This window comes from Vibrio phycocola (assembly GCF_054404255.1).
On sequence record NZ_JBTAMQ010000024.1, the window covers coordinates 1 to 26,742 of the forward strand.

Below are 26,742 nucleotides of genomic sequence, written 5' to 3' on the forward strand. Positions count from 1 at the left end.
GAGCGACACACGAGGTTCGAACTCGTGACCTCAACCTTGGCAAGGTTGCGCTCTACCAACTGAGCTAGTGTCGCAATAAACGCTTTACGTCGTTTAGGGCTGCGAATTATAAGAGCATTTTGAAACGATGCAAGCATTAAGACTAAAAAAATTCATTTTTTTTTGTAATCTCAATTGAATGGCGAAAAAGCCAGCAAAGATCGAGCAGTTATGGTGAAATAATCCTCACTAACCAAAAAATGTCCCTAAATTTTAAATACCGTTTTTCGGTAGTATTGCAACTCAGCAATCGATTCTCGGATATCATCCAATGCTAAATGGGTTCCTTTTTTACTAAACCCAGTCAAAATATCTGGCTGCCATCGCCGGGTTACTTCTTTAATTGTACTGACATCTAGTGCTCTATAATGAAAATAGTCGTCTAGCTCTGGCATATATTTGACGAGAAAACGACGATCTTGACCAACGCTGTTACCACAAATTGGAGATTTTCCCTTTGGAACCCACTGCTCTAAAAAAGCGATGGTTTGGTTAATAGCTTCTGCTTCACTCACCGAATCAGTCCGAATACGCTCGACCAATCCACTTCCGGTATGTGTGGTAGTGCACCATTCATCCATTTTATCCAATTCGCTTTCTGGCTGAAAGACCGCTAATACTGGGCCTTCAGCTAATACATTAAGTTCCTTATCAGTAACTATTGTCGCTATCTCGATAATTTTATGAGCTTCTGGGTCAAGTCCAGTCATCTCAAGATCAATCCAAATTAAATTTTGATCATTAAAAGACATAACAGTTCCCTATATGGGTTTTAAGATAAAAAAGGTACTATACCTCATTCAAGTTAGGGCGAGATACTCCAATATGCATATTGAGTAATCTTAAACGACACAGTGTTTCCCTCTTAAAGTAGATAATTGTGGCAAAGAGAAAAAAATTAACTCATGGCCAAGTGCGCCGAGTCAGAAATAACCAGAAGCGACGTCTGAATAAAGATGACCATATTGAGTGGGACGATACAATGCTCGGTGCAGTTCAAGAAGGGCTGGTGATTAGTCGCTTTGGACAGCATGCCGATATCGAAGATGTTGATTCTCAGCAGATTCATCGCTGTAATCTTAGACGCAATATTGAATCTCTCGTATCTGGTGACAAAGTCTTATGGCGTGCAGGTTTAGAGAAGATGGCTGGAATTTCCGGTGTTGTTGAAGCCGTGAAACCTCGTAGTTCTGTGCTCACCAGACCAGACTATTATGATGGTTTAAAACCGGTAGCAGCCAATGTCGACCAAATGATCATTGTTTCTTCAGTTCTCCCTGAATTATCCTTAAATATTATTGATCGTTATCTCATTGTATCTGAAACGCTAGGTATCACTCCTTTACTCGTTCTCAATAAAATCGACTTATTAAATGAAAGTGAATACGACTCCTATCGTCGATCTATGTCAATCTATCAGGATCTGGGTTATACAATTCTCTACGTCAGTAAAGAGTCAGGAGCCGGAATTCAAGAGCTAGAACAACATTTATATGGCAAGGTGAATGTTTTTGTTGGCCAATCGGGTGTTGGGAAGTCGAGCTTAGTGAATGCTCTAATGCCAAACCTTGAGAGTAAAATCGTGGAAGGCGATGTGTCGGAGAATTCCGGCCTTGGGCAGCACACAACCACCACTGCAAGGCTTTACCACTTCCCCAGTGGAGGTGACCTTATCGACTCACCCGGTGTCCGAGAATTTGGCTTATGGCATCTGGAAGCAGAAGAAGTCACCGAAGCTTTTGTCGAATTTCGACCTTTTTTAGGCGGCTGTAAGTTTCGTGATTGCAAACATAGTGATGATCCTGGCTGCATTATCAGAGCAGCTGTGGATCGAGGTGAGATCGCAAAGGTTCGTTACGATAACTACCACCGTATAATCGAAAGCATGATGGAAAATAAAGCCAACCGTCAATATTCTCGAAATAAAAAAGCGGATTTATAGCCCTTAATTCTTATTTAGTTTCATTTCAATTACTGACAGTGAAATAGGAATTCAGTACTATTTCGCTCTCATTAATTTTTAATCACATTATCAGAAAAATCGGATGCATAGCTCATGGATAAATTGAAAATTGGACTTCAGTACTGGCTTCCTCAACACGCTCTTACTCGGTTTATGGGAAAACTTGCATCCGCTAAGGCTGGGAAACTGACCACGTTAGTCATTCGTTGGTTTATTAAACAATACAAAGTTAACATGAATGAAGCACTGCATGCGGAGCCAGAGCATTATCAAACTTTTAATGATTTCTTTGTTCGAGAACTCAAACCGGGATCTCGTCCAATTGCTGCAGGAAAAACCGTTTTAACACACCCAGCTGATGCGTGTGTTAGTCAATTTGGCCCGATCGTTGATGGCCAGTTAATTCAAGCCAAAGGCCACACTTATTCTGCGTTAGAATTATTGGGTGGTAGTAAAGAACTTGCGGCAGAATTTAATGATGGTGGTTTTGCAACACTTTATCTTTCTCCAAGTGATTATCACCGAGTCCACATGCCTTGCGATGGCACATTGCGTCAAATGATTTACGTACCAGGCGATCTTTTTTCGGTTAACCCTTTAACCGCTGAAAATGTCCCTAATTTATTTGCTCGAAATGAACGAGTAGTCTGCATTTTTGATACTGAATTTGGCCCTATGGCACAGGTTCTTGTTGGTGCAACCATTGTCGGCAGTATCGAGCAAGTTTGGGCTGGTACGATTACTCCTCCAACCGGAAATTCTGTACACAAATGGAATTACCCAAGTGAAGGTGAAAAAGCTGTTCGACTAACAAAAGGCGAAGAAATGGGTCGCTTTAAGTTGGGCTCAACTGTGATTAACCTATTTGCTGCAAACCAAATTTGTTTTGACGATAGTATGAAGCCGGAAGCCCCAACAAAAATGGGAACACCGTATGCTCATAAAGTCGATAATTCAGAGAATTAATACTCATCAATAACGGTGGACCGTTGTTTTAAGTCCATCGTATATATTGATCAAAACCAATTAATATTCGTTTTTAATCAATTTGATAAAAAAACTCTACCCAGCTCTAAGTCCATGGAAACATGATCCTCTATTCTAATTAAACGAGGGCCATGGACTAAGCGAGCAGTAAATGAATCGAGTTAGAATCACCCAAATCATAAAATTATTAGTTTGTTTTATTCCTGCTATTGCTCTACTTTTTGTCCCCATCGATAGTATTCCAATCGACAACTTAACGCTTATCCAACATCGCTTATTAGCTATTTTTCTTCTTGCTGCGCTTCTTTGGATCATTGAGCCCGTTCCCGTTTTCGCAACATCTATTCTGATCATTACGTTAGAGTTGATCATGATATCGAACAAAGGTTTACACCTATTTCGCCCTACCGAGGAAGGCCATGAGTTTGGCACTTTAATAAGCTATACCGATATATTCAACGCGTTCTCCTCCCCCATCATCATTTTGTTTATGGGAGGCTTTGCGTTAGCCATTGCTGCATCGAAATATGACCTCGATAACAACCTTGCTCGCGTTCTACTCAAGCCATTTGGGACACAACCAAAATTCATCATGTTGGGGTTGATGTTAATTACAGCCTGTTTCTCTATGTTTATGTCCAACACCGCAACTACCGTAATGATGCTCGCGTTATTGGGTCCGATTGTCGCATCAGCGAAGCCTGGAGATCTTGGCATTAAAGCCTTAGTACTATGTATCCCAATTGCCGCTAACACAGGTGGTATTGCGACTCCAATAGGGACACCACCAAATGCCATTGCTCTTCAGTACCTAACTGGGGAAAACAGCATTAGCTTTTTATCGTGGATGATGATGGGGTTACCCTTTGTTATTATCCAACTAACCTTTGCGTGGTTTCTTCTTCAGCTCCTTTTTCCTTCCACACAAACTCATATGGAATTAAACCTTCAAGGGAAGTTTGGCAAAAGCTGGCAAGCGATTACCGTATATGTCACGTTCGCAGCGACGATAATTTTGTGGATGACGACATCGCTTCATGGCATGAATACCTATGTCGTCGCCATCATTCCACTCGCGGTCTTTACCTTAACTGGTATTATGGGAAAGGTTGAACTTAAGCAAATAAACTGGGATGTACTTTGGTTAGTTGCCGGTGGTATTGCCATTGGAATCGCCTTAGATAAAACGGGGCTCGCCTATGCGCTAGCAAATGCAATCAATTACGATTCTTTATCTCCTTTGGCTGTTGTCATCACACTTTCTATCGTATGTTGGCTAATGGCAAACTTTATGTCGAACACTGCAACGGCCAACTTACTCATGCCCATAGCCGCTGCAATTGGCACATCAATGAATGGATTGCAGAGCATCGGGGGGTTGCAAGGCCTTCTCGTGGTTGTCGCTTTCTCTGCATCTTTAGGGATGATTCTCCCCGTATCAACACCGCCAAATTCTCTCGCATATTCGACTGGGTTAATCGAAAGCCGCGATATGGCAAAAGTCGGTTTAATCATAGGAATACTTGGGTTAGTTATGGTTTATGTTGCCCTCTGGGTTTTAACATAATTCCTTTTTTAAGGAAGTCTCGCAGAGTAAGGAACTCTATTGGTTTCAATACCGATAAACCTCTTTTATTTATCAACATCTTAACGCATAGTAGTGCTTTTCATTATAGTGAGTAGTACATCAATGGGTTATGAATGGTTAGCGTTGGCCGCTGCACTGTTATGGGCAGTCAGTAGCATGGTTTCAGTTATTCCTGCGCGTCATTTAGGCTCATTTTCATACAGCCGCTGGCGTATGGGTTGTACCTCAGTCATTTTGATCGCAGCGATTCTTTACACAGGAGGATGGCAAACCGTCCAAATCAACCAAATCCCTCCCATGATGCTTTCAGGTCTTATTGGAATATTTATTGGTGATACAGCTTTATTTGCCTGCTTCAATAGAATGGGGCCGCGTCAAGCAGGACTTCTATTTTCATGTCATGCGGTCTTTTCCGCTATTCTAGGGTTCTTTTTATTTAGTGAAACAATGAGCTCGCTAGAATTGTTGGGCTCAACTCTCGTATTTATCGGAGTCATTACTGCGATTTTATTTCGAGGAAAAGCCAAAGAAACTCACCAGTTAGAAATGGTACATGGAAAGGTGTGGCTTGGTATTGCACTCGGGCTTACCGCAGCTTTATGCCAAGCCCTAGGAGGTATAATAGCCAAACCCGTTATGCAAACGAATATCGACCCAATATCAGCGTCAGCAATTAGAATGATGACAGCATTTGTCGCGCATCAACTCTTATTCATGAGTGGATTTAAAGCAAGTCAGCCTATATTAAAAATTACAAAAAATATTTTCCTGATCACCGCTTTAAATGGGTTTATGGCAATGGCATTAGGCATGACGCTCATTTTGTATGCATTGCGTACCGGTAATGTGGGTATGGTCGCCCTTCTCTCCTCAACGACTCCAATTATGCTACTCCCTCTTATGTGGATGTACACAAAACAACGCCCCAATGTATATGCTTGGTTCGGTGCATTTCTAGCAGTTTTTGGTACAGGAATATTGGTATATAGATAGGACAGAAGGGTTGGCCATAAAAATCAAAAACTTATTCTGAGTTAAACATTATCAACGTAGCTACATCTGACATTAAATCAGTAACAAAATTACAACAATAAAAATAAAAACTGAATTTAGATCACAAAAAACTTGCAAAATGTGACTTGCATCACCTAAAATGTAATTAACTTACAGAGGAGAGTCACTATGTTATCAATTATCAAAGATATTTTTGTTCCAACTAAAGACTACGCTGGTCGTCGCATTGACGATGTTATCCATGGTTTAGCAGCACGTACAAACACCGATGCTCTAGCTTGGTCTTATCTTAAAGACGAATCAGCATATGAAAATACAGTAACAGGCATGCGTATTTACCCGCATGAGGTCACTAAGTATGCCGCTTGATACGCCAAGCATATTTCGTATATAAAACAACCCGATCACCTATTCCCCCAGTGAAGGGTTGTTTTTATACAAACACACTATAAGCAAGAGAAATAAAGGATTATCAATTCAGGGCATCGATGCCCTAATAAATTAAGATTCCCTCGCCTCAGATATCACAGAGTTCAACCGGCTTCCCATAATACCAACCTTGTTGTATATCAATCCCTATCTCATTCAACATATCAGCTTGACTACGACTTTCAACACCTTCTGCGATACAAGTAGTGCCCATATCCGAAACTAATGCCTTAATAATACTGAGTAAGTTTCGATTATCATTTCGAGTCATGCTCTTATCTATTTTGATATAGTCAAAGTTTAATTCTACAAGATACGCCAAGTTAGAGTACCCAACACCATAATCATCAATAGCAAAACGATAACCGAGCTCTTTTAACGCTTTCATCCTTTCAGAGACAATATCTTTGTTTTCGAGCAGGTTCTCATCTTCTGTTATTTCGAAAATAGTACCTTTGATAAAATCCTCATCGAGTGATGAAACATAAGAATAAAATCGATCAGACAGCATATTTTTAACCGATATATTAATTTGAATAACGTTGTCTAACTTAGACTGTTTCACTTGTTCAATTTGATTGATGGCATGTTCATCATGAATATTAAACCTTTTGATTTCATTCATAATTGATAATGCATTGGTATGACTAGGGGCTCTTGTAAAGACTTCGTATGAGAAGACAGAGTTTGTCTTTGCATCAACTATTGGCTGAAAGACATTAAAGAAATAACCTCCTGAATTTATTTTCCTCACTAATAAGTAGCGATTAATCATGTAAATTAGCTTTTTACCGATAGAGAAGAACACAACAACAAGCACAAAACTAAACACAAATATTTTATAATAAAGTGGAAGAGAAGCTTGCTCACCGGAGCCAAGCCCATACTCTATATTTGATATAACGTTAGATTTCTCGGTATTTGTATAATCCTCAGTGCCATAGAGGTGCTTACCACTTTTAATCAAGCTAATATTTGAGGTACCGACGATACCGGATAAAGAAGAGATTTTTAAAATTAGGTTATACTCGATATCATTATGTGTTTTCTTTACAACATAGACTGGCTCACCCAATGAATTAATTTTATGAGGCCCAGTCATCAAATACCCGGGGGAATTAATGGGATTTCGAACTTTAACATTCTCTCCATCGCCCCAAGAGTTACATATCACATAACTTTTTTTGTCGTACCTTGAAACAATTCCAAACTCAACGCCACCAAGAATTGAGAACAACTCTCTGCGCATGAATAAAATAATTCTATTGTCACATTCCCCAGTATATTTATTCTCAATCTGGTCTAACACAGTAATAATATTACTGAAGTAACCCTCTATATTACTAATAGCCATGGCATTGTTTTTTATACTGGCTTTAGAACGGCTTGCTGACAGTCTATTTTCCTCGAAATTGATGATATACGAGGAGATAATAAGCGCTAGTACGCAGCTAAAAATAAACCTAACAATATAATTATTTAACGTTGGCATTGTAAGTTCCCTTTAGTACTACTCCCTCATTATAATGAGCAGAAAGCTAATCCATATCGAGATATCAAGCTGTGAACTGGTATAAATAATTATCTACTGTGTTCAAAAACTAGGCATATATCTTACATGATATCGATTACAAAAACATTGCTTCGATACAATACTCAAAAATAAATTCTATTAAAAACAAGGTTATTTGTTTTCTTATCTCCAAATAACGCTTTTCAATATTCGAAAATCTACTTCAATTCAATATCCCGCTTTGAGCAGTTGTATACAACAGTCAAATACGAACAATAATCAATTGGTTAATTTACCCCAATGGCATTAATAGGAAAAATCATTGATCTTCACCTTCTGTATTGAGTGCAAAGTGTAGTAAAATTACGTTAATTTCATGATTCAATTACTTAGATTTTAACGAGGTCTACACTATGTCTGCTAAGAAGCCAATGGCTCTAGTCATTCTTGACGGTTGGGGTTATCGCGAAGATAACAATGACAATGCGATCAGTAATGCAAATACTCCTGTTATTGACGGATTAATGAAAAGCCGTCCAAACACCCTAATTTCTGCGTCAGGTATGGATGTGGGTTTACCTGATGGTCAAATGGGTAATTCAGAGGTTGGTCATACTAATATCGGCGCTGGCCGAATTGTATACCAAGATCTGACCCGTATTACTAAATCTATCAGCGATGGTGAATTCCAAGATAACCCAACAATTGCTGCTGCAATGGATAAAGCAATTAAAGCGGGTAAAGCGGTACATATTATGGGGCTAATGTCTCCAGGTGGCGTTCACTCTCACGAAGACCATATCTACTCTGCTGTTGAAATGGCGGCTGCTCGTGGCGCTGAAAAAATCTTCTTACATTGTTTCTTAGACGGGCGTGATACACCACCTCGTAGTGCTGAAAATTCATTAAAACGTTTCGATGACCTTTTCTCTTCATTAGGGAAAGGCCGAGTAGCATCACTTGTCGGTCGTTACTACGCGATGGACCGTGACAACAACTGGGAGCGCGTTCAAGAAGCTTATGAACTGCTTACCGATGCAAAAGGCGCCTTCACTTTCGATTCTGCAGTTGAAGGTCTTGAAGCAGCTTATGCTCGTGATGAGAATGATGAATTTGTTAAAGCAACAATTCTTCAAGCAGAGGGCCAAGAGTCTTCAGCAATGGAAGATGGCGATGCGGTTATTTTCATGAACTACCGTGCAGACCGCGCCCGTGAAATCACTCGTGCATTTGTACCAAGCTTTGATGGTTTCAAGCGTGCTAATTTCCCAGCTATTGATTTCGTTATGCTGACTCAATATGCAGCGGATATCCCACTGCTTTGTGCATTCCCACCAGCTTCACTTGAAAATACCTATGGTGAATGGCTATCTAAAGCAGGGAAAACACAGCTGCGTATCTCTGAAACTGAAAAATACGCTCACGTTACGTTTTTCTTCAATGGTGGTATCGAGAACGAATTCGAAGGCGAAGAACGTCAACTCGTTGCTTCACCAAAAGTCGCGACTTACGATCTTCAACCTGAAATGAGTGCCCCTGAACTCACAGATAAATTGGTTGCCGCCATCAAATCAGGTAAATACGACACTATTATCTGCAATTACCCTAACGGTGATATGGTTGGACACACTGGTGTTTACGATGCAGCAGTAAAAGCATGTGAAGCGGTTGATGAATGTATTGGACGTGTCGTTGAAGCAATCAACGAGGTTGATGGTCAAATGTTTATCACAGCAGACCACGGCAACGCAGAAATGATGATAAACCCAGAAACGGGTGGAGTACACACTGCACACACTAACTTGCCTGTACCATTAGTGTATGTTGGAAACAAAGATGTAACTCTAAAAGAAGGTGGAAAACTGTCTGACTTAGCACCAACCATGTTGGCATTAACAGATATGGAAATTCCAGCTGAAATGTCTGGTTCTGTGCTCGTTTAAAACCCTTTTAGTACGAATAAAGCTAAGCCTCGATTTATCGGGGCTTTTTTATTGCCGACGACTTCATTAAATAGAGATTTTTCTTCATTGAAATATCGTTAAGAGATTTATATTAGGTATACTGACCAGCTGAATGGTGATTGTTATTAAATTTTAGTTTTAATAGGTATGCTGTGACTTTTCAATTTGTACGCAATTTTTTCAAATCATATTCTTACGCCCTTTTTGCCTTAGCTCTGGTTATGCCATCAGTGACGCTTGCAGCGAAAAGCAATGAGCTAAGCGGTGTAAAAAGTGAAATATCTCACCAACAAAAAGAGCTTTCAAAACAAACTAAGAAACTAGACTCTCTGCAAAGTGAATTGAAGAAACAAGAAGTCACCATTTCTTCGATTGAAAAACAAATTAAAGGGACTCAGAAAAAGCTCACCAACAAAAACTCAGCAATAAAAACATTAGAGCAAGAAATTACTGTTCTTGATACACAAAAAAGAGAGCAGTCTGAAAAACTAAAAAAACTCATCGATACCTACTACATCACAAGTCACAGCGGTAACATTTCAACCATATTAGACGGCAATATCGATGCCGATCGTATTAGTCAGTATTATCAGTATCTTGCTCAACAACGTGGTTCGACAATTCAGGCTCTAAATCAAACCCATCAATCACAAATAGCCAAGCAGAAAATACTTAAAAGTGAGAGAGATTCTCTAGCAAAACTCCTTGCAGAACAAAAAAGCAAACATAAGAAGCTCGATAGTACCCAGAGCAAACGCCGCTCAACACTTAGTAAAATAAAATCCGGTATTTCGTCTGACAAAGTGTATCTCGCGGAATTGCAACGCAATGAAGGTCGATTAAAGGCAGAGCTCGCAAAAGCGGCTAAACGCAATGCGGTTCCAATGAATGGACTAAAACAAGTACAAGGGAAATTATCATGGCCAGTGAAAGGACGTCTTCTGCATCGCTTTGGCACTAAACAAACTGGGCAAATCGCCTGGAAAGGAATTGTCATTAGCGCCAATTATGGGCAGCAAGTGAAAGCCGCATATCCAGGAACTGTCGTGTTTTCTGAATATTTGCGAGGGTATGGGTTAGTCGTTCTGCTAGATCATGGGAAAGGGGATATGACTCTCTACGGGTTCAACCAAAGCTTACTCAAAAAAGAAGGAGATAAGATTACCGCTGGAGAAACGATTGCACTTGTCGGTGATACCGGAGGACAAACGCAACCATCACTCTATTTCGAAATTAGACGAAATAGTAAAGCCCAAAATCCACTAAAATGGTTGAGTAAATAAACCTCTACTATCGTTAGGCATGAATCGCCGTAATTCCTTCTTCAAGTAGTTTTAGTTGTTCTAACCCTTGCTCTGTCGCCTTTGGCTTTACCACAGAGATCATCTGTAACATTCCCTGATGAATAATTGATTCGCTTACATCACTACAATGAGTATGAGCCGATTGATAATTGAGCCAACTTGTCGTGATTACATGTAATGTAGTCACAAACGTTGTCATTTCATCTTTCTCGACTTCCAATAACCCCATCTCAACAAACGTATCGATAATTTTAACTAAGTTGTCGCGTAGCTGATTTTGCACTTCTATGTACTCAAGATGGAGTTGCTCATCTCGGCGTAAAATTTCAGGCAAATTGCTGTAGAAAAAGCGATATTTCCACATTAAGGTGAAAATTGAATCAAGGTAATGCTTGAATAAAGAAAGGCTCTCATGCTGACCATAAATAGGGCTAAAACGCTCGAGCAACTCAACCGAATAATTTGCAAATATCGCTCTAACAATTTCTTGCTTGTTTCGAAAGTGATAATAGAGGTTACCAGGGCTAATCGAAAGGTTATGGGCGATGTGATTCGTCGTCACATTTCGCTCACCTTGCTGATTAAATAGCTCTAACGCAGCAACCACAATTTTCTCTTTAGTTTTCATTACATCTCAAGCCTATGTATAACCAAGATAATCAATAAACAAAAGTGCCTGAGATACCAGGCACAAATCGAATTACCGCTTAGAGTGATATGGCAGTGATATTTCATGAACCGCATCCACAAATACGCCCGCATTCTCTGGTGGAACATCCAAATGTATCCCGTGTCCTAAATTGAACACATGACCTGTTCCGCCATCACCGAACCCTTCCAATATTGTCGCGACTTCCTGACGAATACGCTCTGGACTAGCATATAACATCGACGGGTCCATATTCCCTTGTAGTGCAACTTTATCACCGACACGGCGCTTGGCGTCCGCAATATTAATTGTCCAATCTAGCCCCACGGCATCACAACCTGTTGCGGCTATCTGCTCTAACCACATACCACCATTCTTAGTAAACAATGTCACAGGAACGCGTCGACCATCCATATTACGAATCAATCCATCAACAATTTTATGCATGTATTGCAATGAAAATTCATTATAGTCTCGCGGCGTAAGTACCCCACCCCATGTATCGAAAATCATTAATGACTGCGCACCAGCCTTTACTTGAGCATTTAAGTAATCAATAACACTATCGGCCAATTTATCTAATAGGAGATGTAACGTACTTGGATCGCTATACATCATACGCTTGATCAACGTAAATGCTTTCGAGCTTCCCCCTTCAACCATATAAGTTGCGAGTGTCCAAGGGCTTCCCGAAAAGCCAATCAGTGGTACCTCTCCTTTTAAATCAGTACGAATCTGACGAACAGCATTCATTACGTATTGAAGCTCACCTTCAGGATCGGGAATAGGAAGCTTATCTACATCAGATCGGCTTCGAATTGGAGAGGTAAATTTCGGCCCTTCCCCTTGTTCAAAATATAGACCTAGCCCCATCGCATCAGGAATTGTAAGAATATCGGAAAATAGTATTGCAGCATCAAGCTTAAAACGACGCAATGGCTGTAATGTTACCTCTGATGCTAACTCTGCATTTTTACACAAAGACATAAAGTCACCAGCCTGACCACGAGTTGCTCGATACTCCGGTAAATAGCGCCCTGCTTGACGCATCATCCAAACGGGAGTGTAGTCAACAGGCTGCTTGAGCAAAGCACGTAGATAGGTATCATTCTTTAATTCGGTCATGGTCTCTTCCATTTTTTTAGGATATCGAACGGCTATTTTTATTCTCTTTTTTACATTATCAATGGTTCTTTGACTAAGCTCAAATCAGAATCGTAAATTAATACTCAACAGGTGGTGAACTTTCGTACAATTCAAAGGATTAATCAATACTTTGCAAGCTGGATCAAGTTGTTGAAATAAAGATAGAGGCGTTCATTGCTACATTACTATCAATAGTGATAAAAACTGATCCGCTAGCGAAAATTACTATTATTAATGCTGTACTGAGAATAATACTCTCGGAGTCTCAACGACCTTAATTACCCCCTCCGCGCCGGAGGGCTTTTTTTCGTTTTATATCTCGTCTCGTGTTTATCCTAACACTAAGATATCGTTTTAATATCATCTAATGTCTTATCGATTAAGGCTCGCGCAATCGTACCAACTGGCGCTACTGGGGGTAACTCTTGAGCACCAAACCACGCCGCATCACTGAGTTCAGAATAATCCGGTTTAATCGTTCCTGATTCATAGTCAGCAAGAAAGGCCACCATAATACTGGAAGGAAATGCCCAAGGTTGACTGCCAAAATAGCGAATATTAGTTACCGTTATTCCAGTCTCTTCTTTTACCTCTCGTGCGACACACTGCTCAAGCGTCTCTCCGACTTCGACAAACCCTGCGATTACGGTATACATTCCATTACGGTGACGAGGATGTTGAGCTAAAAGAATCTTATCCTGAGAGCGGACTGCGACAATAATACATGGGAAAATACGCGGATAATGGAGCGTTCGACAATCTTGGCACTGCATCGATGTTTCTCGATGATTTAAATGAGTACGCCCGCCACATTGAGAGCAAAAACGTTGAGTTTGTGTCATATGGCCAAACTGTACCGCTTTGCTCGCAGCAAGAAAAATATCTTCATCAGCACAGATTAATTCTCTTAACGAGTGCATCTCCAATTCAACGTCAACGTCTTCTTCATTAACCCAATAGACCGGTAAACCTTGATACTTGGCAACTTCAATTGCTGAGTCTTTAGGAAGTGACAATTGCTGAGCAGTTCCACACGGTAGTTCTCCATTTATCAGCCACAGATCACTTCCTGAAACAACGCACCAATAGGCACAGCTAATATCGCTATTTGCTAACATGATCACCTCTAACTCCTTGCAGTAGAACTATTTTACTGGCAATCTAAATTGATGTCAGTGTTTAAAATATATGATTTTAAACACGATAAGCTTTTGAGTGAAAATTGGGGCAACGATTTAACGTCCCGATAAGAGGCCAACATTTATGATTGGTCAAAATATGAGGGCATAGCCATGCTAACAAAATTTGAAACTGCGCGAGAACAGTGGGGCGGCTCCAGCGATGTTATTGATCATTGGTTATCACAACGCCAATCCTTAATCGTCGAATACTGTAAGTTGTTATCTTTACAACCTAATGCACAGACATTGACTAAGCTGCCGACCAGTAGTGAAATGGACAGTTTCTGTCGCCAACTAATTGATTATATCTCAGAAGGGCATTTTAAAATCTACGATATGGTCATGGAAAAGTGGCGAGCAACTGGATTCAAAACAACGGAAGAAATTGACCAAACCTACGCAAATATCGTTCAAACAACCACTCCACTGCTCAACTTTTCTGAAAAATATATCGACATGGATGCAGAAGAGAGCATTGAAGGATTTGATGAAGATATGTCTTTGATTGGTGAACTGATCGAAATACGTTTTGAAGTTGAAGACCAATTAATTCAGCTCATTTTAGATAGCTTATCGATTCCACCAGGAGCGTAACTCATACAGGTAGTTTGAGTACTATCCTCTTATAATATTCTGGTCATAACAATCTCAGATACAAAAAAGGCGCCTTTCGGCGCCTTTTCTATTAGTAGCAATCTTTACTCTTCAGAAGAGAAACCTGCATTAAGCAATGCTGCAAGATTGTCTGTCGCTTGTTCAGCTGACGGACCTTCTTGTATTTCAGCGCGCTTAGCTTGGCGATCTTGGTGATAAGCAAAACCAGTACCCGCAGGGATTAAGCGTCCAACGATTACGTTCTCTTTAAGACCACGAAGTTCATCACGTTTGCCCGATACCGCTGCTTCCGTCAATACGCGCGTCGTTTCTTGGAACGATGCTGCTGAAATGAAGGATTCAGTCGCTAGCGATGCTTTAGTGATACCTAACAACTCGCGCTCAAAGCGTGCTGGCTCTTTGCCTTCAGCTTCAAGTTGACGGTTGGCGATCTTAACTTGAGCGTATTCAAGCTGTTCACCCGCTAAGAAGTCAGAGTCACCGGCGAAGGTGATTGTACATTTACGTAGCATCTGACGAACGATAGTTTCGATGTGCTTATCGTTAATCTTAACACCTTGTAAACGGTAAACTTCTTGTACTTCGTTAGCAATGTACTCAGTCACAGCATGAATACCACGTAAACGTAGGATATCATGTGGAGACTCAGGACCGTCGGCGATAACATCACCACGTTCGATCTTCTCACCTTCAAACACGTTAAGCTGACGATGCTTAGGAATCATCTCTTCGTAAACATCATTGCCTTCACGAGTGATGCATAAACGACGTTTACCTTTCGTTTCTTTACCGAATGATACTGTACCAGTGTACTCAGCAAGAATAGCAGGCTCTTTTGGCTTACGAGCTTCAAACAAGTCGGCTACGCGAGGTAGACCACCCGTGATATCTCGGTTACCACCAGATTTCTGAGGAATACGAGCAAGCGTATCACCCACTCCTACTTCTTTTCCATCTTCGATATTAACAATCGCTTTACCTGGTAAGAAGTATGAAGCCGGCATATCAGTACCAGGAATCATCACATCTTTACCATTGCTATCAACAAGCTTAATAGCAGGGCGAATGTCTTTACCAGCAGCAGGACGAGCAGCAGGCTCTGTCACTTCACTTGAAGATAAACCAGTAAGATCATCTGTTTGACGAGAAACAGTAACACCATCAATCATATCAACGAACTGGATTCGACCAGCCACTTCAGTGATGATTGGCATAGTGTGCGCTTCCCAGTTTGCAACAGTTTCACCGTTTTCAACTGACGCGCCATCACCTTTACTTAGGATCGAACCATAAGGAAGCTTGTGTTTCTCTTTCGTACGACCGAACTCATCAACGATAGTCATTTCAGATGCACGAGAAGTAATTACAATCTTGCCGTCTTTGTTAGTAACAAATTTGGCGTTATGGATCTTAATCGAACCTTTGTTTTTCGCTTGAATGCTGTTTTCCGCAGCAGCTGTTGATGCCGCACCACCAATGTGGAATGTACGCATCGTTAGCTGTGTACCTGGTTCACCGATAGACTGTGCTGCAATAACACCGACTGATTCACCTTGGTTAACTAAGTGGCCACGTGCTAGGTCACGACCATAACATAGAGAACAACAACCGAAGTCAGATTCACACGTTACAACTGAACGAACACGCATCTTATCCACTGAGTTTTCATCAATGATCTGACACCATTTCTCGTCAATCAATGTGTTACGTGGAATAAGAATATCGTCAGTACCCGGCTTCAATACATCTTCAGCAATAACACGACCAAGCGCTAACTCAGTAAGTGGAACTTTAACGTCACCACCTTCGATATGAGGCATCATATCGACACCTTCTTGAGTACCACAATCGTGTTCAGTTACTACAACGTCTTGAGCAACGTCTACTAGACGACGAGTCAAATAACCCGAGTTTGCTGTTTTCAGTGCTGTATCCGCAAGACCCTTACGAGCACCGTGCGTTGAGATAAAGTACTGAAGTACGTTTAGACCTTCTTTAAAGTTCGCTGTAATTGGCGTTTCGATGATTGAACCATCTGGACGAGCCATCAAACCACGCATACCCGCTAACTGACGAATCTGAGCAGCAGAACCACGAGCGCCTGAGTCAGCCATCATATAGATGCTGTTAAATGACTCTTGCTCTTCTTCTTCACCGTCACGGTTAATGACGCTTTCAGAAGATAGATTTGCCATCATCGCTTTTGCTACGCGATCATTGGTTGAAGCCCAAATATCGATAACTTTGTTATAGCGTTCACCCGCCGTTACAAGACCAGATTGGAACTGTTCTTGGATTTCGCGAACTTCTTCTTCTGCTTCTGCAATCTCAGTGTATTTCGCGTCTGGTACAACCATATCGTCGATACCAACAGAAACACCTGATAGTGCTGCATAAGCAAAACCGGTATACATGATTTGGTCAGCAAAGATAACCGTATCTTTTAGACCAAGCTTACGATATGCCTCGTTAAGTAGGTTAGAGATCTGTTTCTTACCTAATTTTTGGTTAACGATGCTGTAAGGAAGACCACTTGGAACAATTTGCCACAACATTGCTCGGCCGATTGTAGTATCGATCAAACGAGTGTCAGTGGTTTCGTTGCCATCTTCATCACGAACAGTTTCGGTAATACGAACTTTAACGCGAGAATGAAGCTCTACCATTTTAGTGCGGTATGCTTTTTCTGCCTCTGCTGGGCCAGAAAGATACATTCCTTCACCTTTACCATTTACTTTTTCACGAGTCATATAATAAAGGCCCAATACAACGTCCTGTGAAGGAACGATGATTGGATCACCTGATGCTGGTGACAAAATGTTGTTTGTCGACATCATCAAAGTACGAGCTTCAAGTTGTGCTTCTAAAGTAAGAGGCACGTGTACCGCCATTTGGTCACCATCGAAGTCAGCGTTATATGCCGCACACACGAGTGGGTGAAGCTGAATCGCTTTACCTTCGATTAGTACTGGTTCAAATGCTTGAATACCAAGACGGTGCAATGTTGGTGCACGGTTAAGTAATACTGGGTGTTCACGAATAACTTCGTCTAGGATATCCCAAACAACCGCTTCTTCGCGCTCTACCATTTTCTTCGCTGCTTTGATTGTCGTTGCCATGCCACGAGTTTCAAGCTTGCTATAGATAAATGGTTTAAACAGTTCCAATGCCATCTTCTTAGGAAGACCACATTGATGCAAACGTAGTGTTGGACCAACAGTGATTACAGAACGACCAGAGTAATCAACACGTTTACCAAGTAAGTTCTGACGGAAACGACCTTGTTTACCTTTGATCATATCCGCAAGCGATTTAAGTGGACGCTTGTTAGAACCCGTAATCGCACGGCCGCGACGACCATTATCAAGAAGCGCATCAACAGACTCTTGCAACATACGCTTTTCGTTACGCACGATGATGTCCGGAGCCGCAAGCTCTAAAAGACGCTTCAAACGGTTATTACGGTTAATAACACGACGGTATAAATCGTTTAGATCTGATGTCGCAAAACGACCGCCATCTAGTGGTACTAGAGGACGAAGGTCAGGTGGAAGAACTGGAAGTACAGTTAAAATCATCCACTCAGGCTTATTGCCCGACAACACAAACGCTTCAATTAATTTAAGACGTTTAGTTACTTTCTTACGCTTGGTTTCAGAATTTGTTGTTTGTAGCTCTTCACGCATCATTTCGATTTCTGCGTTCAGATCCATGGTGGTCAGCAAATCTTTAATCGCTTCCGCACCCATCTTAGCTACAAATTCGTCACCCCACTCTTCGAGACGATCTAAGTACTCTTCTTCAGTAAGAAGCTGAGCTTTCTCGAGATCAGTCATACCTGGTTCAGTTACCACGTACATTTCGAAGTATAGTACTCGCTCGATATCACGTAGCGGCATATCCATTAATAGGCCGATGCGAGATGGTAGCGATTTTAGGAACCAGATGTGGGCAACAGGTGACGCTAGTTCAATGTGTCCCATACGGTCACGACGAACTTTAGTTTGAGTAACTTCAACACCACATTTTTCACAAATCACACCGCGGTGTTTTAGACGCTTATATTTACCACAAAGACATTCATAATCTTTAACTGGTCCAAAAATACGCGCACAAAACAGACCATCACGTTCAGGTTTGAACGTACGATAGTTGATTGTTTCAGGTTTTTTCACTTCACCGAATGACCATGAACGGATCATATCAGGTGAAGATAGACCGATTTTAATAGCATTAAATTCTTCGGTCTTATGCTGTGCTTTTAGAAAGTTTAATAAGTCTTTCACAATCAGCTCCTGTAAGGAGTTAAAAAGGGCCAACCAGTATATGGCTGGCACCTTTTCTACCAGATAACCCAGTTTCTATTCACAATAGAAAAAGGATTACTCTTCGTCTTCTAGCTCGATATTGATACCTAGTGAGCGAATCTCTTTCAACAATACGTTGAATGATTCAGGCATACCAGGATCCATGCTGTGGTTACCGTCGACGATGTTTTTATACATCTTCGTACGACCGTTAACGTCATCAGACTTAACAGTAAGCATTTCTTGTAGAGTGTAAGCAGCACCGTATGCTTCTAGTGCCCATACTTCCATCTCACCGAAACGCTGACCACCGAACTGAGCTTTACCACCAAGTGGTTGCTGAGTTACTAAGCTATATGAACCCGTTGAACGAGCGTGCATCTTATCGTCAACAAGGTGGTTCAGTTTCAGCATGTACATGTACCCTACTGTAACTGGACGCTCAAACGAATCACCAGTACGGCCATCAAATAACGTTAACTGACCTGATTCAGGTAAATCCGCTAGTTTCAATAGACGTTTGATTTCTGATTCGGCTGCCCCATCAAAGACAGGAGTCGCTACCGGTAAACCACCACGTAAGTTTTCAGCTAATGTGCGTACTGCATCATCACTAAGCTCAGCAATATCGACTACCTGGCGATTATCGTCACCAAGGCTATATACCTCTTGCAAGAATTCGCGAAGCTTCGCAAGCTCTTGCTGTTCTTTCACCATCTGGTTGACTTTATCGCCGATACCTTTAGCCGCTGCACCTAAGTGAACTTCTAGGATCTGACCGATGTTCATACGCGATGGTACACCTAGTGGGTTAAGCACGATGTCGACAGGATTACCTTTCTCATCGTATGGCATGTCTTCCACTGGGTTAATCTTAGAGATAACACCTTTGTTACCGTGACGACCCGCCATCTTATCACCAGGCTGAATACGACGTTTAACCGCAAGGTAAACTTTAACGATCTTCAGTACGCCCGGCGCTAAGTCATCACCTTGAGTGATTTTGCGACGCTTGGTTTCAAATTTCTTATCGAAATCAGATTTAAGCTCATCCCATTGCTCAGCAAGTTGCTCAAGCTGGTTTTGAAGCTCTTCATCTTCAACAGATTGCTCTAGCCATCTCTTACGTTCAATACCATCCAGTTTCGCTTCAGAGAAACCACCGGCGATAAGTACGCTACGAACACGAGCTAGTAAACCACCTTCAAGAATTTGGAACTCTTCTGTAAGGTCTTTTTTCGCTTCTTTAAGCTGCATCTGTTCGATTTCTAATGCACGCTTATCTTTTTCGACGCCATCACGAGTAAAGACTTGAACATCAATTACCGTACCACTCACTGAGTTAGGTACGCGTAATGACGTGTCTTTTACGTCAGACGCTTTTTCGCCGAAGATTGCACGCAATAGTTTTTCTTCTGGAGTTAATTGAGTTTCACCTTTAGGAGTAACTTTACCCACTAAGATGTCACCGCCTTTAACTTCAGCACCAATATAAACGATACCTGACTCATCGAGTTTAGAGAGTGCAGATTCACCTACGTTTGGAATATCAGCTGTAATTTCTTCTGAACCTAACTTGGTATCACGAGCCACACAAGATAACTCTTGAATGTGGATTGTCGTGAAACGGTCTTCCTGAACTACGCGTTCAGATACTAAAATCGAGTCTTCGAAGTTATAACCATTCCAAGGCATAAATGCGATACGCATGTTTTGCCCAAGTGCAAGTTCACCAAGATCAGTTGAAGGACCATCAGCAAGAACATCACCACGAGCAACAGGTTCACCAGGCATGACACATGGACGTTGGTTAATACACGTGTTTTGGTTCGAACGGGTGTATTTAGTCAAGTTATAGATATCGATACCGGCTTCGCCTGGTACCAACTCTTCTTCATTAACTTTAACTACGATGCGTGATGCATCCACTGATTGAACAGAACCGCCACGTTTAGCAACTGCTGTAACACCTGAATCAACCGCAACATTACGTTCGATACCAGTACCAACAAGCGGCTTATCTGCACGCAAAGTTGGAACCGCCTGACGTTGCATGTTTGCACCCATCAAAGCTCGGTTCGCATCATCGTGTTCAAGGAATGGAATCAACGATGCCGCAATTGAAACTACTTGGTTCGTCGCAACGTCCATGTAGTTAACTTCTTCACGTGGGTGTAAACCAGATTCACCTTTTTGACGGGCCGTAACCAGCTCATCGCCAAACTTACCATCATCAGTCAAATATGCGTTCGCCTGAGCGATAACAAACTGACCTTCTTCAATAGCTGATAAGTAGTCTACATCATCGGTAACCACACCATCGATAACACGACGATAAGGTGTTTCAAGGAAACCATATTCATTACAACGTGCAAACGCTGATAATGAGTTGATCAATCCGATGTTTGGACCTTCAGGTGTTTCAATAGGACATAAACGACCATAGTGAGTTACGTGTACGTCACGAACTTCAAAGCCAGCACGCTCACGAGTCAAACCACCTGGACCCAATGCAGAAATACGACGCTTGTGCGTCACTTCTGATAACGGGTTGTTTTGGTCCATAAACTGAGACAGTTGAGAAGAGCCAAAGAACTCTTTTACCGCTGCAGAAATAGGCTTAGCATTGATCAGATCTTGAGGCATGATTGCATCAAGGTCACCAAGGCTCAAACGTTCTTTTACTGCACGCTCGACACGAACTAAACCAACACGGAATTGGTTCTCAGCCATTTCGCCAACACTACGGATACGACGGTTACCCAAGTGGTCGATATCATCAACCTCTCCGATACCATTACGAATTCCGATTAGCTTGCTCATTACCGCGATGATATCAACTTCATCGAGAGTACCTTGCTCGCCAGCATCTGGACGTGAAATCGAACTGTTAAACTTCATTCGTCCAACCGTTGATAAATCATAACGATCTGGATTGAAGAATAAGCTTTCGAATAACGACTCAGCTGCTTCTTTTGTTGGTGGCTCACCAGGGCGCATCATTCGATAAATTTCGACTAATGCAGAAATACGATCTGTCGTGCTATCGACACGTAACGTATCAGACATGAAAGAGCCATGATCTAAATCGTTAGTGTATAAACACTCAAGTTCTTTGATACCCGCTTGAGAAATATTCGCAAGGGCTTCAAGAGTAAACTCTTGGTTTGCACCGACAATAACTTCGCCAGTTGCTTCGTTAATGTAATCTTGAGCAGATATTTTACCAACGATGTACTCAACAGGTACTTCGATGAATTCAATGCCATCTTTCTCAAGTTTACGAATGTGGCGTGCAGTAACACGACGTCCCTGTTCGACATACGTTGTACCGTTAGCTTCAATATTAAAGCTAGCTGTTTCACCACGTAGACGCTCAGGCACTAATGCCATCATTAACGTTTTTTCTTTAATTTCGAAGTTCACTTTTTCGAAGAAGAGATCCAAAATCTCTTGCGTCGATTTTCCAAGTGCACGAAGAATGATCGAAGCAGGTAGTTTACGACGACGGTCGATACGAACAAACAAATTGTCCTTAGGATCGAATTCGAAGTCCAACCAAGAACCACGGTAAGGTATGATTCGAGCGTTGTATAAAACTTTACCTGAAGAGTGAGTTTTACCCTTATCGCTATCGAAAAACACACCAGGGCTTCTATGCAACTGGGATACGATAACCCTCTCGGTACCATTGATCACGAAGGTACCATTATCAGTCATCAATGGGATTTCACCCATGTAGACTTCTTGTTCTTTAATATCTTTTACAGTACCTGCTGGTGCATCTCTATCATAGATAACCAGGCGTAGCTTAACGCGTAGTGGTTTGGAGAATGTAACGCCACGAATTTGACATTCTTTAACATCAAAGACTGGCTCACCAAGACGGTAGCTAACGTATTGCAGCTCAGAGTTGCCGTTATAGCTCTGTATTGGAAATACAGAACGAAAAGCGGCTTCTAGACCATATTGTCCTTCAGGGTCCTGCTCGATAAATTTCTCGAATGAATCGAGTTGGATCGATAGCAGGTATGGAATGTCCAATACTTGTGGACGAGTACCAAAGTCCTTACGGATGCGCTTTTTCTCGGTATAAGAGTAAACCATGGGGTTCCTCAGCTCGCTGATAAGTGACCCAAACTGCCCACCTTTATCATAACAAAGGCATTGGACAGAGACTAACTAGCTGTTTCGTAGTAGTACTACGTCTTACGACGAAGTATTTTTGCAAAGATGATTGACAAAGAACAGCGGAAAAATCGTCAACACCCTACAGCGCAAAAAGGCTGGTGGTTAATTAACCACCAGCCATTAGCCTTTCGGCTAAGCTTTTAAGCAATAATTACTTAAGCTCAACAGATGCACCAGCTTCTTCAAGAGTAGCTTTAAGAGCTTCTGCTTCTGCTTTTTCAATGCCTTCTTTGATCGCAGCTGGAGCGCCATCAACAAGACCTTTAGCTTCTTTAAGACCTAGGCCAGTAGCACCACGTACTGCTTTGATAACAGATACTTTGTTACCGCCAGCAGCAGTTAGGATTACGTCAAATTCAGTTTGCTCAGCAGCAGCATCGCCACCAGCAGCAGCGCCGCCAGCTACAACTGCAGCAGCAGCAGAAACACCGAATTTTTCTTCCATTGCAGTGATTAGTTCAACAACTTGCATTACAGACATTTCTGCAACTGCGTCTAGGATTTGCTCGTTAGTAATAGACATAACAATTCTCTTTTAAGTCAACAATAAGTTTAATAAGTAATCAGTAAAAAGTTCGGCTTATGCCGCTGCTTCTTCTTTCTGATCACGGACAGCAGCGATAGTACGTACCAATTTGCCTGCAGAAGCTTCTTTCATGCACATCATCAAGCGTGCAATTGCTTCGTCGTAAGTTGGTAGTGTCGCTAGTACTTCAACGTCAGTAACTGCGCCTTCAAATGCAGCTGCTTTGATCTCGAATTTCTTGTTCTCTTTCGCGAAATCTTTAAAGATACGCGCTGCAGCACCTGGGTGCTCATTAGAGAAACCGATCAAAGTAGGACCTACGAATACGTCTTTTAGACATTCGTAAGCTGTGCCTTCTACTGCGCGACGTGCTAGTGTGTTACGTACAACTTTAAGGTAAACGCCCGCTTCACGCGCTTGTTTACGTAGAGTTGTCATATCAGACACTTCAACACCACGAGAGTCGGCAACAACTGCAGAAAGTGCACCACTGGCCGCTTCGTTGACTTCTGCAACAATTGCTTGTTTGCCTTGAAGGTTTAAAGCCATTTTGGATTTACTCCTGGTTGTCGTTACACCACTCACTATCATCGATAACAGTGAGCGCTTTAAGGTGCATTCCCAGAAGAAAGTTCTATTAAAATAAATCTTTCTGTCAGTTCGGGCACCATCTACGTAGGCTTGATTAAGTTATTTATTACTAAATAACACCTACGGTCTTGGACGGAGACTGTATTTTGCTTAAAATTTAAGCAACTATCAGCCCCAACCACAAATATTTTGAGCGCGAAATTATACATTAATTTCACGCTCTAGCAAATGCTATTTATTGTTGCGCTTGCGTATTTAGTGTCGCTTGATCTAGTGCAACACCAGCACCCATAGTGGTAGAGATGCTTACTTTCTTAATGAAAACACCTTTTGCACTTGATGGTTTTGCTTTTTTCAATGCAACAAGTAAAGCTTCAAGGTTCTCTTGAATTTGACTTGGTTCAAACGTCGCTTTACCAATGGTAGTGTGGATAATACCATTTTTGTCGTTACGGTAACGAACCTGACCAGCTTTAGCATTTTTTACTGCTTCAGCAACATTAGGAGTTACAGTACCAACTTTAGGGTTTGGCATTAGACCACGAGGACCTAAGATTGTACCCAATTGACCAACAACGCGCATTGCATCAGGAGAAGCAACAACAACGTCAAAGTTCATTTCGCCTTTCTTAACAAGATCAGCAAGGTCTTCCATACCTACTAGGTCAGCGCCAGCTTCTTTCGCAGCTTCAGCGTTTGCACCTTGAGTAAATACAGCAACACGAACTTCACGACCAGTACCGTGAGGTAGAACAGTTGCTCCACGTACGTTTTGGTCAGATTTACGTGCATCGATACCTAGATTTACCGCTACATCAACAGATTCTGCGAATTTTGCAGTTGCAAGTTCTTTAAGAAGAGCAACTGCTTCGTTGATTTCGTATTCTTTAGTGACGTCAACTTTCTCGCGGATCGTACGCATACGCTTAGTTAATTTTGCCATTTTCTTAACCCTCAACCACTAGGCCCATTGAACGAGCAGTACCCGCAATAGAACGTTTTGTTGCTTCGATATCAGCACCAGTCATATCCGCAGCTTTAGTTTCTGCGATTTCTTGGACTTGAGCGTCAGTGATTGTACCCACTTTTTCAGTGTTTGGACGTGAAGAGCCAGACTTGATACCCGCAGCTTTCTTAAGAAGAACTGATGCTGGTGGAGTCTTAGTAACAAACGTGAAAGAACGGTCGTTATATACAGTGATAACCACTGGAATTGGAAGACCTTTCTCTACAGATTCTGTTTTTGCATTAAATGCTTTACAGAATTCCATGATATTAACACCACGTTGACCTAGAGCAGGACCAACCGGTGGACTTGGGTTTGCCATACCAGCTGCAACTTGCAACTTGATATAAGCTTCAACTTTCTTAGCCATGATATTTCCTAATGTTTGGGTAATAGCGCTGATGGTCTAATCAGCTCCCCGATGTGAATAAACACCTATAAAAAGGCGCGAAATTATAATCAGATTTCACGCCTTTGACAAGTTTTTAATTGACTATTATTTAGTCAGCTTTTTCGACTTGACCAAACTCTAGTTCAACTGGTGTTGCTCGACCAAAGATCGATACTGACACCTTAATACGACTTTTATCGTAATCAACTTCTTCAACTGTACCGTTAAAGTCAGCAAATGGGCCATCGTTAACTCGAACTAACTCACCAGCTTCAAACATCGTCTTAGGACGAGGGGCTTCGTTCGCTTGCTCAAGACGATTCAGAATTGCATCGGCTTCTTTATCAGTAATTGGTGCAGGACGGTCTGATGTACCACCAATGAACCCCATAACACGAGGAATACTACGTACTAGGTGCCATGATTCATCATTCATCACCATTTGTACTAGTACATATCCCGGAAAGAACTTACGTTCACTCTTACGACGCTGACCCGCTCGCATTTCGATGACTTCTTCCGTAGGAACAAGTACTTCACCAAAATAGTCTTCCATTGCATGGATTTTGATGTGTTCACGTAACGACTGTGATACGCGACCTTCAAAGCCAGAAAAGGCTTGAACAACGTACCAGCGTTTTTTTGGAGCTTCACTCATGTATTGGACCCTCTATACTCCAGTTGCAAACTCAACAAGACGAACCATTATGCCGTCGATACCCCATAATGCTAATGCCATTACGACACTCACCGCTAACACTATCAGTGTCGTTTGCATTGTTTCTTGGCGAGTAGGCCAAACAACTTTGCGGATTTCAATACGAGCTTCTCGGGCAAAAACGATCGCAGCTTTACCTTTAATCGTGGTTGCTGCTAGGCCTAATGCTAATGCAATCAGAACAATAACGCTTGCGGTACGGATAACCACAGAAACTGTCTCACCATAAAGGGAGTTACCCACAACAGCGACAACTAACAATGCAATAGCGATTAGCCACTTAAATTTGTCTGCTGCACTTGAGCTAGCAGGAGTTTCAGCATGATTTGCTTTCATAAACCAACCTGTAACAAGTCTTACTATAAAACGACAATGACCCCGCTGTTGCAGGGCTAAACCAACCGATATTAGTCTAAAGACTAACATCTAAAATAAGAGTACTTACGTACTTTTATCTTATTCTGCCCTATTTCTGAGCAAAAAAAAGATGCAATGCAGAAAAAGGGCATCAAATGATGCCCCTTTTTCTAGTGCATAGTCAAATTATTAAGCAATAACTTTAGCTACAACACCAGCACCTACTGTACGGCCACCTTCACGAATCGCGAAACGTAGACCTT

General features: G+C 41.6%; 22 protein-coding genes and 1 tRNA gene. 8 read left to right on the plus strand and 15 right to left on the minus strand.

Annotated elements, in window-relative coordinates; all coding sequences use genetic code 11:
• Position 1: 1 nt before the first annotated feature.
• Both ACXJY6_RS19385 and orn read right to left on the minus strand, forming a co-directional pair.
• Positions 2–74: transfer RNA gene (locus tag ACXJY6_RS19385), tRNA-Gly, on the minus strand.
• 171 nt (positions 75–245) lie between these two features.
• Complete coding sequence (orn, locus tag ACXJY6_RS19390; protein ID WP_458769351.1) at positions 246–791, minus strand: oligoribonuclease; 546 nt, start codon at positions 789–791, stop codon at positions 246–248.
• Between the two features lie 128 nt (positions 792–919).
• Here orn and rsgA point away from each other — a divergent pair, with 128 nt between their 5' ends.
• From rsgA to ACXJY6_RS19415, 5 genes are all read left to right on the plus strand, one after another.
• Positions 920–1,981 (plus strand): small ribosomal subunit biogenesis GTPase RsgA, encoded by a 1,062-nt coding sequence (gene rsgA, locus ACXJY6_RS19395; protein WP_458769352.1) that lies wholly within the window; start codon positions 920–922, stop codon positions 1,979–1,981.
• A gap of 114 nt (positions 1,982–2,095) precedes the next feature.
• Positions 2,096–2,968 carry an archaetidylserine decarboxylase gene (gene asd, locus ACXJY6_RS19400; protein ID WP_458769353.1) on the plus strand — a complete coding sequence of 291 codons (873 nt, stop codon included), beginning with the start codon at positions 2,096–2,098 and terminating at the stop codon, positions 2,966–2,968.
• A gap of 172 nt (positions 2,969–3,140) precedes the next feature.
• Positions 3,141–4,556 (plus strand): SLC13 family permease, encoded by a 1,416-nt coding sequence (locus ACXJY6_RS19405; protein ID WP_458769354.1) that lies wholly within the window; start codon positions 3,141–3,143, stop codon positions 4,554–4,556.
• A 123-nt stretch (positions 4,557–4,679) separates the two neighbouring features.
• A complete protein-coding gene (locus ACXJY6_RS19410) occupies positions 4,680–5,570 on the plus strand; it encodes a DMT family transporter (RefSeq protein WP_456053088.1) in 891 nt (296 codons plus the stop codon).
• A gap of 189 nt (positions 5,571–5,759) precedes the next feature.
• Positions 5,760–5,960, plus strand: a complete 201-nt coding sequence (locus tag ACXJY6_RS19415) for a hypothetical protein (RefSeq protein ID WP_456053073.1) — start codon at positions 5,760–5,762, stop codon at positions 5,958–5,960.
• A 148-nt stretch (positions 5,961–6,108) separates the two neighbouring features.
• On the opposite strand, the gene ACXJY6_RS19420 is transcribed toward ACXJY6_RS19415, so the two are convergent.
• Positions 6,109–7,512 carry an EAL domain-containing protein gene (locus tag ACXJY6_RS19420; protein ID WP_458769355.1) on the minus strand — a complete coding sequence of 468 codons (1,404 nt, stop codon included), beginning with the start codon at positions 7,510–7,512 and terminating at the stop codon, positions 6,109–6,111.
• 434 nt (positions 7,513–7,946) lie between these two features.
• On the opposite strand from ACXJY6_RS19420, the gene gpmM reads away from it, so the two are divergent.
• Both gpmM and ACXJY6_RS19430 read left to right on the plus strand, forming a co-directional pair.
• A complete protein-coding gene (gene gpmM / locus ACXJY6_RS19425; RefSeq protein ID WP_456053075.1) occupies positions 7,947–9,476 on the plus strand; it encodes a 2,3-bisphosphoglycerate-independent phosphoglycerate mutase in 1,530 nt (509 codons plus the stop codon).
• A gap of 242 nt (positions 9,477–9,718) precedes the next feature.
• Positions 9,719–10,780, plus strand: coding sequence for a murein hydrolase activator EnvC family protein (locus ACXJY6_RS19430; protein ID WP_458769356.1), 1,062 nt, complete (start codon positions 9,719–9,721; stop codon positions 10,778–10,780).
• A gap of 13 nt (positions 10,781–10,793) precedes the next feature.
• Here the strand turns inward: ACXJY6_RS19430 and ACXJY6_RS19435 are convergent, their stop codons facing one another.
• The 3 genes from ACXJY6_RS19435 to nudC form a co-directional block, all read right to left on the minus strand.
• Positions 10,794–11,429: a TetR/AcrR family transcriptional regulator gene (locus ACXJY6_RS19435; RefSeq protein ID WP_456053077.1), complete on the minus strand. Its 636-nt coding sequence runs from the start codon at positions 11,427–11,429 to the stop codon at positions 10,794–10,796.
• 72 nt (positions 11,430–11,501) lie between these two features.
• Complete coding sequence (gene hemE / locus ACXJY6_RS19440) at positions 11,502–12,575, minus strand: uroporphyrinogen decarboxylase (protein ID WP_456053078.1); 1,074 nt, start codon at positions 12,573–12,575, stop codon at positions 11,502–11,504.
• 362 nt (positions 12,576–12,937) lie between these two features.
• A complete protein-coding gene (gene nudC / locus ACXJY6_RS19445; protein ID WP_456053089.1) occupies positions 12,938–13,714 on the minus strand; it encodes an NAD(+) diphosphatase in 777 nt (258 codons plus the stop codon).
• Positions 13,715–13,888: 174 nt separating this feature from the next.
• Here nudC and rsd point away from each other — a divergent pair, with 174 nt between their 5' ends.
• On the plus strand, positions 13,889–14,371 hold the full coding sequence (rsd, locus tag ACXJY6_RS19450; protein ID WP_456053079.1) for a sigma D regulator: 483 nt from the start codon (positions 13,889–13,891) through the stop codon (positions 14,369–14,371).
• A 104-nt stretch (positions 14,372–14,475) separates the two neighbouring features.
• On the opposite strand, the gene rpoC is transcribed toward rsd, so the two are convergent.
• From rpoC to ACXJY6_RS19495, 9 genes are all read right to left on the minus strand, one after another.
• A complete protein-coding gene (rpoC, locus tag ACXJY6_RS19455) occupies positions 14,476–18,678 on the minus strand; it encodes a DNA-directed RNA polymerase subunit beta' (protein WP_456053080.1) in 4,203 nt (1,400 codons plus the stop codon).
• A gap of 96 nt (positions 18,679–18,774) precedes the next feature.
• Positions 18,775–22,806: a DNA-directed RNA polymerase subunit beta gene (gene rpoB, locus ACXJY6_RS19460; protein ID WP_456053081.1), complete on the minus strand. Its 4,032-nt coding sequence runs from the start codon at positions 22,804–22,806 to the stop codon at positions 18,775–18,777.
• Between the two features lie 235 nt (positions 22,807–23,041).
• The gene (gene rplL / locus ACXJY6_RS19465) at positions 23,042–23,413 is read right to left on the minus strand and encodes a 50S ribosomal protein L7/L12 (RefSeq protein WP_456053082.1); all 372 of its coding nucleotides are present in this window, start codon (positions 23,411–23,413) and stop codon (positions 23,042–23,044) included.
• Between the two features lie 57 nt (positions 23,414–23,470).
• A complete protein-coding gene (gene rplJ / locus ACXJY6_RS19470; protein WP_456053083.1) occupies positions 23,471–23,965 on the minus strand; it encodes a 50S ribosomal protein L10 in 495 nt (164 codons plus the stop codon).
• 277 nt (positions 23,966–24,242) lie between these two features.
• A complete protein-coding gene (gene rplA / locus ACXJY6_RS19475; RefSeq protein WP_456053084.1) occupies positions 24,243–24,950 on the minus strand; it encodes a 50S ribosomal protein L1 in 708 nt (235 codons plus the stop codon).
• Positions 24,951–24,954: 4 nt separating this feature from the next.
• A complete protein-coding gene (gene rplK / locus ACXJY6_RS19480) occupies positions 24,955–25,383 on the minus strand; it encodes a 50S ribosomal protein L11 (RefSeq protein ID WP_456053085.1) in 429 nt (142 codons plus the stop codon).
• A 130-nt stretch (positions 25,384–25,513) separates the two neighbouring features.
• Positions 25,514–26,062 carry a transcription termination/antitermination protein NusG gene (gene nusG / locus ACXJY6_RS19485; protein ID WP_456053086.1) on the minus strand — a complete coding sequence of 183 codons (549 nt, stop codon included), beginning with the start codon at positions 26,060–26,062 and terminating at the stop codon, positions 25,514–25,516.
• A 12-nt stretch (positions 26,063–26,074) separates the two neighbouring features.
• Positions 26,075–26,458: a preprotein translocase subunit SecE gene (secE, locus tag ACXJY6_RS19490; protein ID WP_456053087.1), complete on the minus strand. Its 384-nt coding sequence runs from the start codon at positions 26,456–26,458 to the stop codon at positions 26,075–26,077.
• A gap of 210 nt (positions 26,459–26,668) precedes the next feature.
• The coding region (locus tag ACXJY6_RS19495; protein ID WP_131818057.1) for an EF-Tu C-terminal domain-related protein at positions 26,669–26,742 on the minus strand (74 nt) is incomplete at its 5' end.